This window comes from Citrobacter sp. RHBSTW-00570 (assembly GCF_013739755.1).
In the GTDB taxonomy this organism is placed as follows: Bacteria; Pseudomonadota; Gammaproteobacteria; order Enterobacterales; family Enterobacteriaceae; genus Citrobacter; species Citrobacter braakii.
This window is the reverse complement of record NZ_CP056399.1, coordinates 2,768,932-2,782,589: the sequence shown is the minus strand read 5'-3', so window position 1 is coordinate 2,782,589 and position 13,658 is coordinate 2,768,932. Positions and strand designations below refer to the sequence as shown.

Annotated in this window: 14 protein-coding genes; 4 read left to right on the top strand and 10 right to left on the bottom strand. The window is 50.0% G+C overall.

Going from position 1 to position 13,658, the window contains the following annotated elements; translation table 11 throughout:
* Positions 1–178: 178 nt before the first annotated feature.
* Entirely contained in the window at positions 179–1,138 is a 960-nt protein-coding gene (locus HV237_RS13245) for a DUF523 and DUF1722 domain-containing protein (RefSeq protein WP_047358444.1), read from the top strand.
* Between the two features lie 154 nt (positions 1,139–1,292).
* On the opposite strand, the gene HV237_RS13240 is transcribed toward HV237_RS13245, so the two are convergent.
* Together HV237_RS13240 and HV237_RS13235 are read right to left on the bottom strand one after the other, a co-directional pair.
* Positions 1,293–3,221: a bifunctional diguanylate cyclase/phosphodiesterase gene (locus tag HV237_RS13240; protein WP_047358443.1), complete on the bottom strand. Its 1,929-nt coding sequence runs from the start codon at positions 3,219–3,221 to the stop codon at positions 1,293–1,295.
* 17 nt (positions 3,222–3,238) lie between these two features.
* Positions 3,239–3,733 carry a molybdopterin-dependent oxidoreductase gene (locus HV237_RS13235; RefSeq protein WP_181541559.1) on the bottom strand — a complete coding sequence of 165 codons (495 nt, stop codon included), beginning with the start codon at positions 3,731–3,733 and terminating at the stop codon, positions 3,239–3,241.
* A 404-nt stretch (positions 3,734–4,137) separates the two neighbouring features.
* On the opposite strand from HV237_RS13235, the gene HV237_RS26315 reads away from it, so the two are divergent.
* Positions 4,138–4,269: a hypothetical protein gene (locus HV237_RS26315; protein WP_255467552.1), complete on the top strand. Its 132-nt coding sequence runs from the start codon at positions 4,138–4,140 to the stop codon at positions 4,267–4,269.
* 6 nt (positions 4,270–4,275) lie between these two features.
* On the opposite strand, the gene HV237_RS13225 is transcribed toward HV237_RS26315, so the two are convergent.
* From HV237_RS13225 to HV237_RS13205, 5 genes are all read right to left on the bottom strand, one after another.
* Positions 4,276–4,917, bottom strand: coding sequence for a PAS domain-containing protein (locus HV237_RS13225; RefSeq protein WP_016152975.1), 642 nt, complete (start codon positions 4,915–4,917; stop codon positions 4,276–4,278).
* Between the two features lie 124 nt (positions 4,918–5,041).
* Positions 5,042–6,010, bottom strand: coding sequence for a threo-3-hydroxy-L-aspartate ammonia-lyase (locus HV237_RS13220; protein ID WP_016156418.1), 969 nt, complete (start codon positions 6,008–6,010; stop codon positions 5,042–5,044).
* A 27-nt stretch (positions 6,011–6,037) separates the two neighbouring features.
* Positions 6,038–6,433 carry a RidA family protein gene (locus HV237_RS13215; protein WP_047358442.1) on the bottom strand — a complete coding sequence of 132 codons (396 nt, stop codon included), beginning with the start codon at positions 6,431–6,433 and terminating at the stop codon, positions 6,038–6,040.
* A gap of 245 nt (positions 6,434–6,678) precedes the next feature.
* Entirely contained in the window at positions 6,679–6,987 is a 309-nt protein-coding gene (locus tag HV237_RS13210) for a monooxygenase (RefSeq protein WP_016152978.1), read from the bottom strand.
* A gap of 36 nt (positions 6,988–7,023) precedes the next feature.
* A complete protein-coding gene (locus tag HV237_RS13205) occupies positions 7,024–7,815 on the bottom strand; it encodes a PhzF family phenazine biosynthesis protein (protein WP_047358441.1) in 792 nt (263 codons plus the stop codon).
* A 133-nt stretch (positions 7,816–7,948) separates the two neighbouring features.
* On the opposite strand from HV237_RS13205, the gene HV237_RS13200 reads away from it, so the two are divergent.
* Positions 7,949–8,647 (top strand): RluA family pseudouridine synthase, encoded by a 699-nt coding sequence (locus HV237_RS13200; protein WP_047358440.1) that lies wholly within the window; start codon positions 7,949–7,951, stop codon positions 8,645–8,647.
* Positions 8,648–8,685: 38 nt separating this feature from the next.
* On the opposite strand, the gene mdtK is transcribed toward HV237_RS13200, so the two are convergent.
* Positions 8,686–10,059, bottom strand: coding sequence for a multidrug efflux MATE transporter MdtK (mdtK, locus tag HV237_RS13195; RefSeq protein ID WP_016152981.1), 1,374 nt, complete (start codon positions 10,057–10,059; stop codon positions 8,686–8,688).
* A 217-nt stretch (positions 10,060–10,276) separates the two neighbouring features.
* On the opposite strand from mdtK, the gene HV237_RS13190 reads away from it, so the two are divergent.
* On the top strand, positions 10,277–10,924 hold the full coding sequence (locus HV237_RS13190; RefSeq protein ID WP_016152982.1) for a riboflavin synthase: 648 nt from the start codon (positions 10,277–10,279) through the stop codon (positions 10,922–10,924).
* A 41-nt stretch (positions 10,925–10,965) separates the two neighbouring features.
* On the opposite strand, the gene cfa is transcribed toward HV237_RS13190, so the two are convergent.
* Together cfa and punC are read right to left on the bottom strand one after the other, a co-directional pair.
* Positions 10,966–12,114 (bottom strand): cyclopropane fatty acyl phospholipid synthase, encoded by a 1,149-nt coding sequence (gene cfa / locus HV237_RS13185; protein ID WP_047358439.1) that lies wholly within the window; start codon positions 12,112–12,114, stop codon positions 10,966–10,968.
* A gap of 290 nt (positions 12,115–12,404) precedes the next feature.
* A complete protein-coding gene (punC, locus tag HV237_RS13180) occupies positions 12,405–13,610 on the bottom strand; it encodes a purine nucleoside transporter PunC (protein WP_016156423.1) in 1,206 nt (401 codons plus the stop codon).
* Positions 13,611–13,658: the final 48 nt, after the last annotated feature.

Below are 13,658 nucleotides of genomic sequence, written 5' to 3'. Positions count from 1 at the left end.
TCCCGACTATAGAACCGTTCAGGGGAATTACCAACTTTCGCTGCGCATATTTACTTAAATTGGTTAACCTGTTTTTCGTAGGGAGCCTGCGACAGATAAATAACGTACGCTATGATTTATTACTGAAACAGTCATACTTTTCTTCCCGAAAAAGGGCGTCAAAAAAAGAGGGGGCGTTATGAACACTCAACCTGTCATCGGGATTAGTGGATGTTTAACCGGCTCAGCCGTGCGATTCGACGGCGGGCATAAACGGATGGGGTTTGTGATGGACGAGCTGGCTCAGTGGGTGACTTTTAAACCTGTCTGCCCGGAGATGTCCATCGGTTTGCCTGTACCACGCCCCGCGTTGCGTTTGGTTCAAACCGCCCTGGGGAATATCCGCATGTGTTTTAGCCATGCGCCTGGTGAGGATGTCACCGATAAAATGTCCGATTTCACCGCTTCATATATCAATGGGCTTGGCGGTCTGTCGGGTTTTATCGTCTGTGCTAAATCACCGAGCTGCGGAATGGAGAGAGTGAGGCTGTATGACGAAAAGGGAAATCGCGGGCGAAAAGAGGGAACCGGTCTGTTTACCGGCACCTTAATGGAAACCTACCCGTGGTTGCCGGTCGAAGAAGATGGCCGCTTGCACGATCCGGTGCTGAGGGAGAATTTTGTTGAGCGAGTGTTTGCGTTACATGAGCTTAATATGCTGCGAGCCTCTGGTCTTACTCGCCACGGTTTACTCAACTTCCACAGCCGCTATAAGCTCCAGCTTTTGGCTCATCACCAGGCGGGTTACCGGGATATTGGCCCTTTCGTGGCCTCGCTCCATCAATGGGATGATTTGGACGCTTTTTTCGTGGTATATCGCGAAAAGCTAATGGCGATCCTCAAAAAGCCCGCCTCACGGAAAAATCATACCAACGTACTGATGCATATTCAGGGCTACTTCCGCGATCGGTTGAACACCCGCCAGCGCGGAGAGTTGCGTGACGTTATCCTCAACTATAGCGGCGGACTGCTGCCAATATTGGCGCCACTGACTCTGCTCAAGCACTACCTTGCTGAATACCCAGACAGCTATTTGCTTACCCAGAACTATTTTGATCCTTATCCGAAGGATTTAGCCCTACGGTTAATGATTAATTAGCCTGATGGCGAGTAAATCTGGGGCAGAAATATCCGTTGTTCGCGAAGGTTATCCCTGCCGTTTTCTGATGCGTTTAAGCAGGGATAACTTTCACGGTGTGTAATCGATGAGAAAATGCGGCCCTGCACCCACGGGCAAATGTGCCGACCGCGATTTAACCGTTTCTGATTTCTTCATCGATACAAGGCTGAGGTTTGCCAAACAGATATCCTTGCGCGAAATCGCAGCCCAGAGCCTGAAGTCTTGCCAGTTGCTCCTGCGTTTCAACACCTTCTGCAACAGCCTTCATATTGAGAGATTTCGCCATGCCCGTGATCAGTTTGATGATAGTCAGGGCGTCTTCCTGCGTAGATATCGAATGCACAAAGGACTTGTCTATTTTGATTTTATCGAAGGCAAGTCTGCTGAGGCGCGAAAGAGAAGAGTATCCGGTACCAAAATCATCGATGGAGATTTTTACCCCCAGGGCCCGGAGCTTATTAAGCGTATTTATCGGCGTAGCACTCTCGGTAAAGAGAGAGGATTCAGTCACTTCCAGTTCGAGGCGGTCAGGTGGAAGTCCAGTTTCTTTCAGAATGGTTAACACGATTCCTGCAAAGGCCTTGCTGCTTAGCTGGACAGGGGAGACATTGACTGAAATTTTAGCCGGAACCGCCCAACCCGCGGCTTCCCTGCAGGCAATTTCCAGCACCGCTTTCCCCATCTCATTAATCATCCCTGTTTTTTCAGCAACAGGAATAAAGCTATCCGGCGACAAGAGGCCCTTGAGAGGATGGACCCAACGAATTAGCGCCTCATAGCTGTATATTTTCTGACTGAAAGAATCGACAATAGGCTGGTAATACACCACGAACTCTTTGTTCACTATTGCTAATGCCATATCATGCTCAAGCGTTCTGCTTTCTTGCAATTTTTCTAACATTCGTTGCCGGAAGACTTTTATCTTGCCAGAGCCTTCATTTTTGGCTTCATAAAGGGCCAGATCGGCAAATTTATAAAGATAGTCGGAGCGGCGCTCATTTTCTGAGATAACAATGCCAACACAGGTGGTTATGTTGATAATTGTGTTGTAAATGGTGTAGGGCTGGCTGATAAACTCACATATTTTCTGGGCTCGCGAAACGGCCCGACTTTCTGTCAGGCCACTTGAGAGAAACGCAAACTCATCCCCGCCTAAGCGATACAGCGTATCCGACGTAAGGCTTGTCGAAATCAGACGATCGGATATCTGGCGCAGTAACATATCACCGGCATCATGACCATACGTATCATTGACCTCTTTGAATCGATCTAAATCAAACAACATCACCGTCACAGCATCGTTATTTTTCTCTGCCATTTCGATTGTTTTATTTAAATCGCTCCAGAATAGCTGGCGGTTATTCATCTCGGTGAGCGAGTCATGGTAGACGTCATATTCCAGCTTGGCATTCTGAATTTGTAGCTTTTCCTTCGATTTTTGCAGTTCTTCGGCAAGACTCTTGACCTGAAGGTGCGCCCGCAGAATATTTCTGTTTTGATAAAAAATGAGCACGCCCAGAATCGCACTCAGTATTATTAGCAGTACAGATGTCGTTGAGTAAATATAGTACAGCGTTTGAATTTTTTGGTTGGCGTTATTAATCGAGTTAACATCTTTGTTTAATGCGCCGGATGAAAGACGGCCAAGTTGTGCATCCAGGGTATGCATTTTTTTCAGATACGCCTGGAGTGCTGGACGGTTCATTTTCTCGAGATTATCATCCAGATAACTAAGGGTATTTTCAAGTGTTACCGCTAGCTCACGGTGGGCAATGTTGCTTTCTATGTAGCGCCCCAAATCACCTTCTTTTATCAAATCACTCTGGCTGAGCATAATGTCGAGACGCATGCGTACATCATCAAGATTCATCGTATCATCGATAGTGTAAAGACCAAGCAACGATTCAAATCGGTAATATTGAGATACCAACTGAGCGGCAGACCAGGAATCGGTGTAGTGAGTCAGTTTCTGTAGCTCTTGTTGCCTTTCATGCACGAGGAAAGAGATATATCCGGTCGATATAAAAAGAAAAAAGATGATGCCAGCCAGTATTCTGTTCATGATGTTCCTCTGAACGCTTACTCAATATCCATACTACTGACCTGCCATGCAGACCTTGAATAATAAATCTGATTATTTAGTTCCGGCATGCTGTCATAGGGGTACACAATGAATAATGGGCCTTTATCACGGATGCGCATATATTTTCCGTTGATTTTTAAAGCAAGGATGGCATTGTATTTTTTGAAATCACTGAGAGGGATAACGGTGGTGTAGTCATTAAGCGCAGTAACCTTTACAACGGAGCCGCTCGCCCCAACATAATCCATGAGTTTTTGTAGTGGAATACCCGTAAAGGTCATACGTCCATTATACCAGGGGGAGGTGGTCTGAAAACTTACCATGCCCAGCTTCTCAAGGCTGGCGGTATCAAAAACCGCTTTCCCGTCTTCATTTGTATTTTCAATATTACCGGATAACGTTAAAAGAACTTTACCGGTGGGCCTGGAAAGTTCACCCGCCCAAAGCTGGGTGGAGAGCACAACGCTTACCAACATGACTATTAACCGCATTCTAACCTCACCAATCAGCCGGATGTAAAAGAATTATAATTTAGATATCACGCTATTTATATATTCCGCCTGTCTATTATTGATGATGTGAAGTTATTTGTTTTTTAATTCATTTAAATCAATGGGTTGCCATGCTTAATGGTTATGAATATTTATTAAATCAGGCGAAGTCTGTTATTAACGGACGGTGATTTTTGTTGTGCCTGTACAAAAAACACCCACTCTGTGGTTGTTAAAAAATCACACGATCATAAAGGTTTATTTTTTTTGTGCAGCGACAGGGAATCGTTGTTTTATCGGCGGGTAACCTTGTTGAATAAATCGAACTTTTGCCTATTCCCGGGATTAGATTACACAGGCGTAGCAGACGTTCAAAAATAGTCAATTATCAGGAATTCAAAAATATGCAAAACCACCTACAGGATCGTCAGCAACTTAATGAACTTATCAATGGCTGGATGCACCGCGATTGGGGGAATAGCCGCACTGGCTTGCTGCCTGAGCCAGGCGGATATACCTTGCTGAGCGCCGCATAACCGGGTTTATTCGCCAGCCTGAGCCGACTGGCGGGCATACAGATACGCGGTTGCTCTGGAGACGCCCAGATGCTGCGCCACTGTGTCCATAGATTTTCGTACGTTCAGCAAACCGTCTTTGCGTAATTGTTGAATCAGTCGTTTACGGTCTTCAGGTTTCAGGGCGCGGGCCGTCGTTGCGCATTTAGCGGCAAAGTCATCGATACGCTGGCGGATGACTTCGTTACTGCCGGGATCGATATGTTCCTTAATGGGAGAGTCCGCGGTTTCAGTAAAACGCGCAAGGGCACTCTGCATGCCACGAAACAGCGTCATATCCACGTTCAGACAGAGTGCTGCTACGTATTTGCCTTCGTCATCCTTGATGCCGATGGAGGTACTTTTCACCGGGCGGCCATCGGCAAACTGGTTGCTGTAGTTGGCAATAATGCTGGGAAATTCAGGCGATGCGATTCGCGCCAGACCCAGTTCTGTTGCCGGTTGACCGGGTTCACGCCCGGACAGGTTATTATGGATGGATAAAATGGCATGTTCAGGATTTTTGAGATCATGAACCACCACTTCGCAAAACGGAGAGAAGGTCTCGCTCAAGCCCCTGGCGATAGTGTCAATTTGGCTGAGAAGTGAGTTGTTATCGGTTTTTGGCATGCCAGTCTCCTGCGGTGATGCCTGTTGCCATGATTGCGGGCAGTTTACAGTGAGCAGGGTTCGCTTTTCCAGACGCGAGTGTTCAGACGGTAATAAGGTATCCGCATGGCAGATACCTTCTTGATTACCCGGCAAGGAATTCACTGTAGCGGCTGATATCCACGTTCCCACCGCTGATGATAATGCCGATTTTTTTGCCGCGAAGTTCAGCTTTGCGCGCTCTGGCGGCGGCAAAACCCAGACAGCCAGTCGGCTCCACGACAATTTTCATTCGCTCAGCGATAAATTTCATCGAGGCGACTAATTCATCGTCTGAGACAGTCAGAATATCGTGCACATTTCGCTGGATAATCGGAAACGTAATATTCCCGAGATGTTGGGTCTGAGCACCGTCAGCAATGGTTTTCGGCGTATCGATATGAACAATCTTTCCGCTGCGAAACGATTGTTGACCATCGTTTCCTGCCTCCGGCTCGACACCATAGATGATGCAGTCAGGTGACAGATGTCTGGCTGCCAGTGAGGAGCCCGAAAGCAGGCCGCCACCGCCCAGACACACGAAAAGAACGTCTAGCTGACCCACTTCTTCAATCAGCTCTTTTGTGGCGGTACCCTGGCCCGCAATCACGTGCGGATGGTCGTATGGCGGGATCAGCGTCAATCCTTGTTTCTCTGCCAGCTCCCGCCCGATTTTTTCACGATCTTCGGTATAGCGATCGTAAATCACCACATTTCCACCATAGCCTTTTGTGGCTGCAACTTTAGCCGCCGGGGCATCATGCGGCATGATAATCGTCGCCGGGATCCCCAACAATTTTGCCGACAGGGCAATGGCCTGCGCATGGTTGCCGGACGAAAAGGTGACGACGCCCGCAGCGCGTTGTTCTGGCGTGAACTGGCGTAACGCATTCATGGCTCCGCGAAATTTAAACGCGCCCATTCTCTGGAAGTTTTCGCACTTGAAGAAAACTTCAGCACCAAATTCGTCATTAACCGTTCGGGAGGTCATCACCGGCGTTTTGTTGGCATAGTCGGCGATGCGCTCTGCCGCGGCGGCAACATCGTTATAATCAGGCAGTGTCATCTCAGTCATTGTTGTTCACCTGTATGTCGTTAAACGTCATGCTTGTGGGGCCAGGGCTATAGCTTCAACTTCCAGCGCGAAACCATAATGAAGTTCTGCAACGCCCGCTACCGCGCGGGAGGGCCGGAAATCACCGATCCACTCCCCATAGATTTTGTTAAACGTTGGCCATTGGTTGATATCTGTTACATAGACGCGTACTGACACCAGGTGCTGTCGAGAAACCCCAGCGCCAGCCAGGCAGGCATCAATATTCTGCAGTACCAGCCGCGTCTGCTCTTCAAAAGAGGCCTTGGTTTTTTTTTCGCCATCACTTGTGACCGGCAACTGACCAGAAATGAAGACGAATCCGCCAGCCGTTGTACTGTGCGAGTAATGACCTGCAGGCGGAAAACCTCCTGCAGATGAGTTCAATGTAATGTCCACGGACATAAGAGAATCTCCTGTAGTTAGTGGTAATTCATTTTGTATAAAATAATACTGTTTGTATTATTTTATACGCTTTCAAACCGCGTTCGGCTAGTGATAGTTTTCACAGATGATGATTTTGTGAACTATGGCAAACGTGACCCACGTTATATAGCTATCCTGGCGCGGTGAAAGAGGGGGAACGCTTTTGATGAGGGTAAAGCAAGGGAGTGAAGAAGCGCCCCGGGGCGGGGCGTTAAAGCCAAAAATTAGCCGATATGGCCGTGGTTAATCTTACTTAACGGTTCATTGATATCGAAGATTTTGCACGTCACGTCTTCCACTCCCAGGTGCTTCAGGCGGGCCGTGTGTTTTTTGATATAGGCCAGAGCGCTGTCTTCATCCTGAAACAGGTAGATGCCACCCGCTTCGTGGTTTGCTGCGTTCTCGGTCCAGATTTTCCAGATGAAACCCGGCTCCTGGTTGATGGATTCTGCCAGTTCAACAAGCTGATGTGACATCTCAGCGCCAAATGGACCAGGAAAATCAAAGTGTATCTGCACGAGTTTGTTCGCCATAAATCCTCCATGGATTGGTTAATTCGGGTAAGGCTGCTAGCGTAACAGCACTTTACCCGTCAGATAAGTTACTGCTTGTCCACCAATATAAACACGCGTTCCTGCCAGTTGGCAGCGTAAATCGCCGCCGCGTTCAGAGACCTGGCGCGCCAGCATCTGCGTTTTATTCAGTTTTGCAGCCCAGTAAGGAATCAGCATGCTATGCGTCGAACCGGTAACCGGGTCTTCTGCGACTGCTTCACCCGGGCAGAAGAAACGGCTGACGAAATCGTATTCCCCGTCACCCGGCGCGGTGATACATACCATTTTCCCGAGGGGAATCATGGCATGGATATTCGGGCGCACAGCCTCAACCTGCTGTTGATTCTCCATCACGACCATGTAATCGCGCGCGACGCGCACTTCTTTATATTCGGTGATGCCCAATGTTTCCAGCAGTAAGGCGGGCGGTTCGGCAGGTTCGCTTTGCCAGGCAGGAAAATCAAGCGTCAGCCAATCACCGCTGCGCGTGACCGTCAGTGGCCCCACAAAACGGGTGGCAAAATGGATGGTCGCTTCCGGGAAATCCAGATGTTCAAAGATGACATGTGCGGCGGCAAGCGTGGCGTGCCCACACAGATTAATTTCGCCTTGCGTGGTAAACCAACGCAGCTCGAAGCCATTCTCATTGGCGACAAAAAAAGCGGTTTCCGACTGGTTATGCTGCTGCGACATTTTTAATAATATTTCATCAGGCAACCAGTCATCGAGCGGGCATACTGCTGCGGCATTACCGCCAAACGTCGTAGTGGTAAAGGCATCTACCATGTAGAAATCGATTTGTTGCACGGTGTAACCCTCTCATCGCACTCAGGATATCCCACACTCTATCATGCAATGATTGTCATTGGTTAAGCGCCCTGATTCGCTAGTGTGGTAAAAATTCGCTATCATCCGTTTCCACACTTCATCCTGGCCGCTCATGTCTACGATCCTCGATACCTTTATTGCCCCGCCTTGTCATGAGGAGATAGCGATCCTCTATCAGGACGAGCATCTGGTGCTTATCAATAAACCCACCGGACTGCTTAGCTTGTCGGGGAAAAACCCGCAGAATTTCGATTCGGTACATCACCGGCTGGTACAAATTTATCCCGGCTGTACGCTGGTACATCGGCTTGATTTTGGGACGTCAGGGCTGATGGTGATTGCCCGTAACAAGGCTATCAACGCCGCGCTTTGCCAGCAATTCAGTCAGCGCGCGGTAAGCAAGGTGTATAGTGCGTTGTTGTGCGGGCATCTGAAAAACGATGAAGGCGTTATAGACGCAGCGATTGCCAAGGATCCGGCGCTGTTTCCACTGATGTCGATTTGCGCCATTAACGGTAAACCCGCGCGCTCGCGCTATCAGGTTATTGAGCGTTTTCATCATCGCCAGCAAGATGGGACATTACTCGCTTTGACGCGGGTACGGCTGACACCTGAAACCGGGCGTACCCACCAGTTGCGGATCCACTGTCAGCAGTTGGGGCATCCCATTTTGGGGTGCGATTTATATGGTGGGCGTCTGCTGCCAGGCACCGAACGGACGTCGAGACTGATGCTGCATGCCAGTGAACTGCATTTCAGGCATCCGGTCAGTCAGGAATGGATGACGGCCCAAAACGCCAGCCCGTTTTGAGGATATAAAAAAGCCGCCAGATGGCGGCTATTTGGGGATTATCGTGCGGCGCGTTGTAAAATAACCGCTGACGGCTGGCGCTGCAGAAAACGCATCCGCAGCATCATCAACACTGCCGCAGAGGTCAGGCCGATAATAAAGCCCATCCAGAATCCTGCCGGTCCCATCCGGTCAACCACCAGATCGGTCAGCGCCAGAATATAACCGCTCGGCAGACCCAGTACCCAGTATGCCGTAAAGGTAATAAAGAAAATGGAACGCGTATCTTTATAACCACGTAGGATACCGCTGCCAATAACCTGGATAGAGTCCGATATTTGATACACCGCGGCCAGTAACATGAGCTGCGCTGCCAGAGCGACAACTTCCGGGTTATTGTTGTAGAGCAGGGCAATGTGCTCACGGAATGTCACGGTGAAAATCGCCGTCACAACCGCCATGCAGACGCCGACGCCCAGACCTGTTCTGGCTGCGGTTTGCGCATCCAGCGTGGAACCCTGGCCCAGACGATAACCGACTCGAATGGTGACGGCTGCAGCCAGAGACATCGGCAGGACGAACATTAACGAGCTGAAGTTGAGCGCGATCTGGTGTCCGGCCACGTCGACAATCCCCAGCGGGGAAACCAGCAGCGCCACCACAGCAAACAGCGTCACTTCGAAAAATAACGCCAGCGCGATAGGTAAACCCAGCTGTACCAGGCGCTTCATTACGGCGGTGTCCGGTTTCTGGAAACCACGCTCATTACGGATATCACGCATCGAGCGTGCGCGTTTAACGTATGACAGCATGGCGATAAACATCACCCAGTAAACCGCCGCCGTTGCCACGCCGCAGCCCACGCCGCCTAGCTCCGGCATGCCAAAATGCCCATAAATGAAAACATAGTTAACAGGAATGTTCACCAGCAGGCCGAGAAATCCCATCACCATCGCCGGTTTGGTTTTGGCCAGACCTTCACACTGGTTACGGGCTACCTGGAAGAACAAATACCCCGGCGCGCCCCACAGCAACGCACGTAGGTAGCCGACGGCTTTATCCGCCAGTGCCGGGTCGATGTTATGCATGGAGCGAATAATGTATCCCGCGTTCCAGAGCACGATCATAATCAGAATGGAGACGCTGCCCGCCAGCCAGAAACCCTGACGTATTTGATGGGCTATACGATCGCGGCGCCCTGAACCATTGAGTTGCGCAATCACTGGCGTCAAGGCCAGCAGCAGACCGTGACCAAACAAAATGGCCGGCAACCAAATAGATGTGCCAATGGCGACGGCCGCCATGTCCGTGGCGCTGTATCCGCCCGCCATGACGGTATCAACGAATCCCATTGCGGTTTGAGCGATTTGCGCAAGAATCACCGGAATTGCCAGAGCTAATAACTGACGCGCTTCACTTACATACTTTTGCACGTGTACACCACTATATTGTTGTTATTTGAGAGACTAAAAAAGCCGCCTTATATGGCAGCAAGGAGAAAAAGCAGGGGAAATTTCAGTCTATTGTAGCGAGGAATACGTAATTCTCCAGTGAAAAAACAGGCAGTAGCGGCGCATCGCTGGCAACCTGAATTTCCACCTGCTATTGTGCTGTGCAGAGATGTCTTAATTCAGTTCAGGAGTTAGAAGTATGTTTACGGGTATTGTGCAGGGCACCGCGAAATTGGTGTCCATTGATGAAAAACCAAATTTTCGTACGCATGTTGTGGAGTTACCTGAATATATGTTGGATGCGCTGGAGACCGGCGCATCGGTTGCCCACAATGGGTGCTGCCTGACGGTAACCGAAATCAACGGTAACCAGATAAGCTTTGATCTGATGAAAGAAACGCTGCGTATCACCAATCTGGGTGACCTGAAGGTTGGGGATTTGGTCAACGTTGAGCGTGCGGCAAAATTCAGTGATGAAATTGGCGGACATTTAATGTCGGGCCATATTATGACGACCGCCGAAGTGTCGAAAATTCTGACCTCGGAGAACAACCGCCAGGTGTGGTTTAAAGTTCAGGATCCGTCGCTGATGAAATACATCTTGTACAAAGGATTTATCGGAATTGATGGCATCAGTCTGACGGTCGGTGAGGTGACACCGACGCGTTTCTGTGTGCATTTGATCCCGGAAACGCTGGAACGTACGACGCTGGGTAAGAAAAAGTTAGGCGCGCGGGTCAATATCGAAATCGATCCTCAAACCCAGGCGGTGGTTGATACCGTTGAGCGCGTACTGGCGGCGCGTGAAAGCGCCATCAGTAATGTAACGGGTGAGGCGGGAGCCTAAGCCTGAAGGTAAAACCCCCGTTGGCACGGGGGTGATAACGATTAGCGGGGAACGCGCAGGCCGTGTTCAACGCCGCGGGAAAATACCACCTGCCACAGCTGGATGTCGCGAGCACGAAACGCACCGGCGCAGGCGTTCAGGTAATAGCTGAACATCCGTTTAAAGCGTTCGGTATAGTTATCGGCGATTTCAGGCCAGGATCTCATGAAACGCTCGTGCCATGCCATCAACGTTGTATCGTAATCCGCGCCAAAATTATGCCAGTCTTCCATCACAAAATGCGGCTCGCTGGCGTTGGCGATCTGGCGAACTGACGGTAAACAGCCGTTCGGGAAGATATATTTATTGATCCACGGATCAACGTTATTGTCGGTCTTTTTAGAGCCGATGCTATGCAGCAAAAAGAGGCCGTCGGGTTTTAAATTACGATCAACCACTTCAAAATAAGTCGCGTAGTTCTTCGGCCCCACATGCTCAAACATGCCGACGGAGACAATGCGATCAAATTTGTCGTTAAGGTCGCGATAATCCTGCAGCAAAATTGTGACATCCAGCCCCGCACAACGCGCCTGCGCCATTTTCTGCTGTTCTGCCGAAACGGTCACGCCCACCACGCTAACGCCATATTGTGACGCCATAAACTGGGATAAGCCGCCCCAGCCGCAGCCAATATCGAGCACCCGCATGCCTGGCTTCAACTGCAGTTTTTCGGCAATCATTTTTAGCTTCGCCTGTTGGGCAGATTCCAGGGTATCGGCATCTTTCCAGTAGGCGCAGGAATACTGCATATAAGGGTCCAGCATGCGGGTAAAGAGATCGTTGCCCAAATCGTAGTGTTCTTTGCCGACGACCCACGCACGTTTTTTGGTCTGTAAATTGAACAGGCGAGCCGTGGCGATACGGAGCGTGTCTTTAAAGTGGCGGGGGAGTTGATTTTCAAGACCGGCGCGCAGGACTTTACAAAAAAACATGTCCAGCCGGTCGCATTCCCACCAGCCATCCATATAACTTTCACCCAACCCTAACGATCCTTCCTGCAATACGCGTTTGAAAAAATCGGGGTTCGTTACGCGAATATCTGCCGGTGCCGGACCATTAATGGTAATACCTGCACGGCTCAATAATTCATTGGTGATGCGGTACCAGTCATCATCCGATACGCTGACGTCTTCTATACACGATGAACTCATAGCTTCTCCATCACTGGTCGGTGATCAGAACCTTAAAATAGCGTAGACGCTTTTTTGGGCTTTGTGAGAACTCTCACGGAATTAATCCGCGAATCTATAATCCGACGTAGAACAGAGGAAGGGAGGAACCCTTGCCGAAAAGACCATCCATGGGAAAACGGGAACGTTCTTGTCCCCGTTAACACATAACAATTATCGTTTTTTTAACAACCGGAAATCAGTATAGGCCTGAATTTTTGATGATTCAACCAATAAACATTAGCAGGCTAATTAATTATCAAAGATGATTACTAGTGAGACTCACCGTGGGCAATTTGCGCCCGATCATCTGTGTGCGGGGCGTTAGCCTTCTGCGACTGCATTTTGTAACCCGCGGCCGCCAGCAGCACCGTTGTCAGCATCACGCTGGTGGTGGTGAGCAGCGGGGTGGCGATCAACCAGGAAACCACAAGGCTTGCCAGGAAGCATAAACCCAGTTGCAGTGTGTTCTGCAATGCCGCTGCGCGTCCCGTAGCTTGTGGGAAAGGACGTAACGCCTGAGCCACAACAATTGGGTAGATTGCTCCATTGGCAATCGCCATAACGCAGAATGGGATGAGGATTTCAGCCAGCGCAACATGGTGAATAAAGCCGGTTGCCCAGGTGGCCACTACGCTAAAGGCATACAGAATGAGTAACCAGGGCAGCAACTGACGGCCCTGCCATTTTTGCAGCGCAGCGCGGCAGCCGTAACCACCAATTAAGAAAGCGATGGTTTGCGGAACATAACTCAGGCCAATCACCGCCGGACTGTAGCCCATTTCGCTGAGGATGAACGGGGAACCCGTCAGCCAAGCGAAGAAGCTCGCGGAGCAGGCGGCATAAATCAGCACGTTTCCGCGGTAAACTTTTGAGCGCAACAGGGTAGCGAAAGTCAGTTTATCCTGGCTGTCGTCGCGTGCTTTAGCTGTTGGTTTTAAGCGCAGAGCCGGAAGCATCAGGATCAGGGTAATGGCAAACAGGGTGGCGAAAATGGCCTGCCAGGAAAAATGTACCAGGATCCAACTGCCTAATAACGGCGCTAATGCCGGGGATAACCCGACCAATGGCATAATGGTGGCAAAGATGCGGTTTACTTTTTGTGAAGGATAATAATCGGTGACCAGCGCCTGCCAGATAACCGATGCCGCACAAACGCCAACGGCCTGAACAAAGCGCAGTACCAGCAGACCGGTGGCATTTTCAACCCACAGCATGCCCAAACTGCCCAGCGCGAAGATGGATAAACCCAGCAGCAAAACAGGCTTGCGACCATAATGGTCAGAGAGCGGCCCCCACAGAAGTTGCGCGACGGCAAAACCCGCTAAGAATAAGCTAAGGCTGGCGCTGACGGCAGATGCAGGCGTCTGCAGATCGGACTGAATTGCGGCAAAGGCGGGCAGATACATATCCGTTGCCAGAAAGCCGAGTACGCTAAGACCCGCCAGCCAGACTAAAAATCCTTTCCCAGGTTGCATCATCATTTCTCTTTTTTTAGCAGTAGTACAATGCCGCTGAGTGTAGTG

Coding starts and splice junctions, on each gene's coding strand:
- HV237_RS13245 (WP_047358444.1), top strand. CDS start 179: ATGAACACTCAACCTGTCATCGGGATTAGTGGATGTTTAACCGGCTCA.
- HV237_RS13240 (WP_047358443.1), bottom strand. CDS start 3,221: ATGAACAGAATACTGGCTGGCATCATCTTTTTTCTTTTTATATCGACC.
- HV237_RS13235 (WP_181541559.1), bottom strand. CDS start 3,733: ATGCGGTTAATAGTCATGTTGGTAAGCGTTGTGCTCTCCACCCAGCTT.
- HV237_RS26315 (WP_255467552.1), top strand. CDS start 4,138: ATGCAAAACCACCTACAGGATCGTCAGCAACTTAATGAACTTATCAAT.
- HV237_RS13225 (WP_016152975.1), bottom strand. CDS start 4,917: ATGCCAAAAACCGATAACAACTCACTTCTCAGCCAAATTGACACTATC.
- HV237_RS13220 (WP_016156418.1), bottom strand. CDS start 6,010: ATGACTGAGATGACACTGCCTGATTATAACGATGTTGCCGCCGCGGCA.
- HV237_RS13215 (WP_047358442.1), bottom strand. CDS start 6,433: ATGTCCGTGGACATTACATTGAACTCATCTGCAGGAGGTTTTCCGCCT.
- HV237_RS13210 (WP_016152978.1), bottom strand. CDS start 6,987: ATGGCGAACAAACTCGTGCAGATACACTTTGATTTTCCTGGTCCATTT.
- HV237_RS13200 (WP_047358440.1), top strand. CDS start 7,949: ATGTCTACGATCCTCGATACCTTTATTGCCCCGCCTTGTCATGAGGAG.
- HV237_RS13190 (WP_016152982.1), top strand. CDS start 10,277: ATGTTTACGGGTATTGTGCAGGGCACCGCGAAATTGGTGTCCATTGAT.
- cfa (WP_047358439.1), bottom strand. CDS start 12,114: ATGAGTTCATCGTGTATAGAAGACGTCAGCGTATCGGATGATGACTGG.
- punC (WP_016156423.1), bottom strand. CDS start 13,610: ATGCAACCTGGGAAAGGATTTTTAGTCTGGCTGGCGGGTCTTAGCGTA.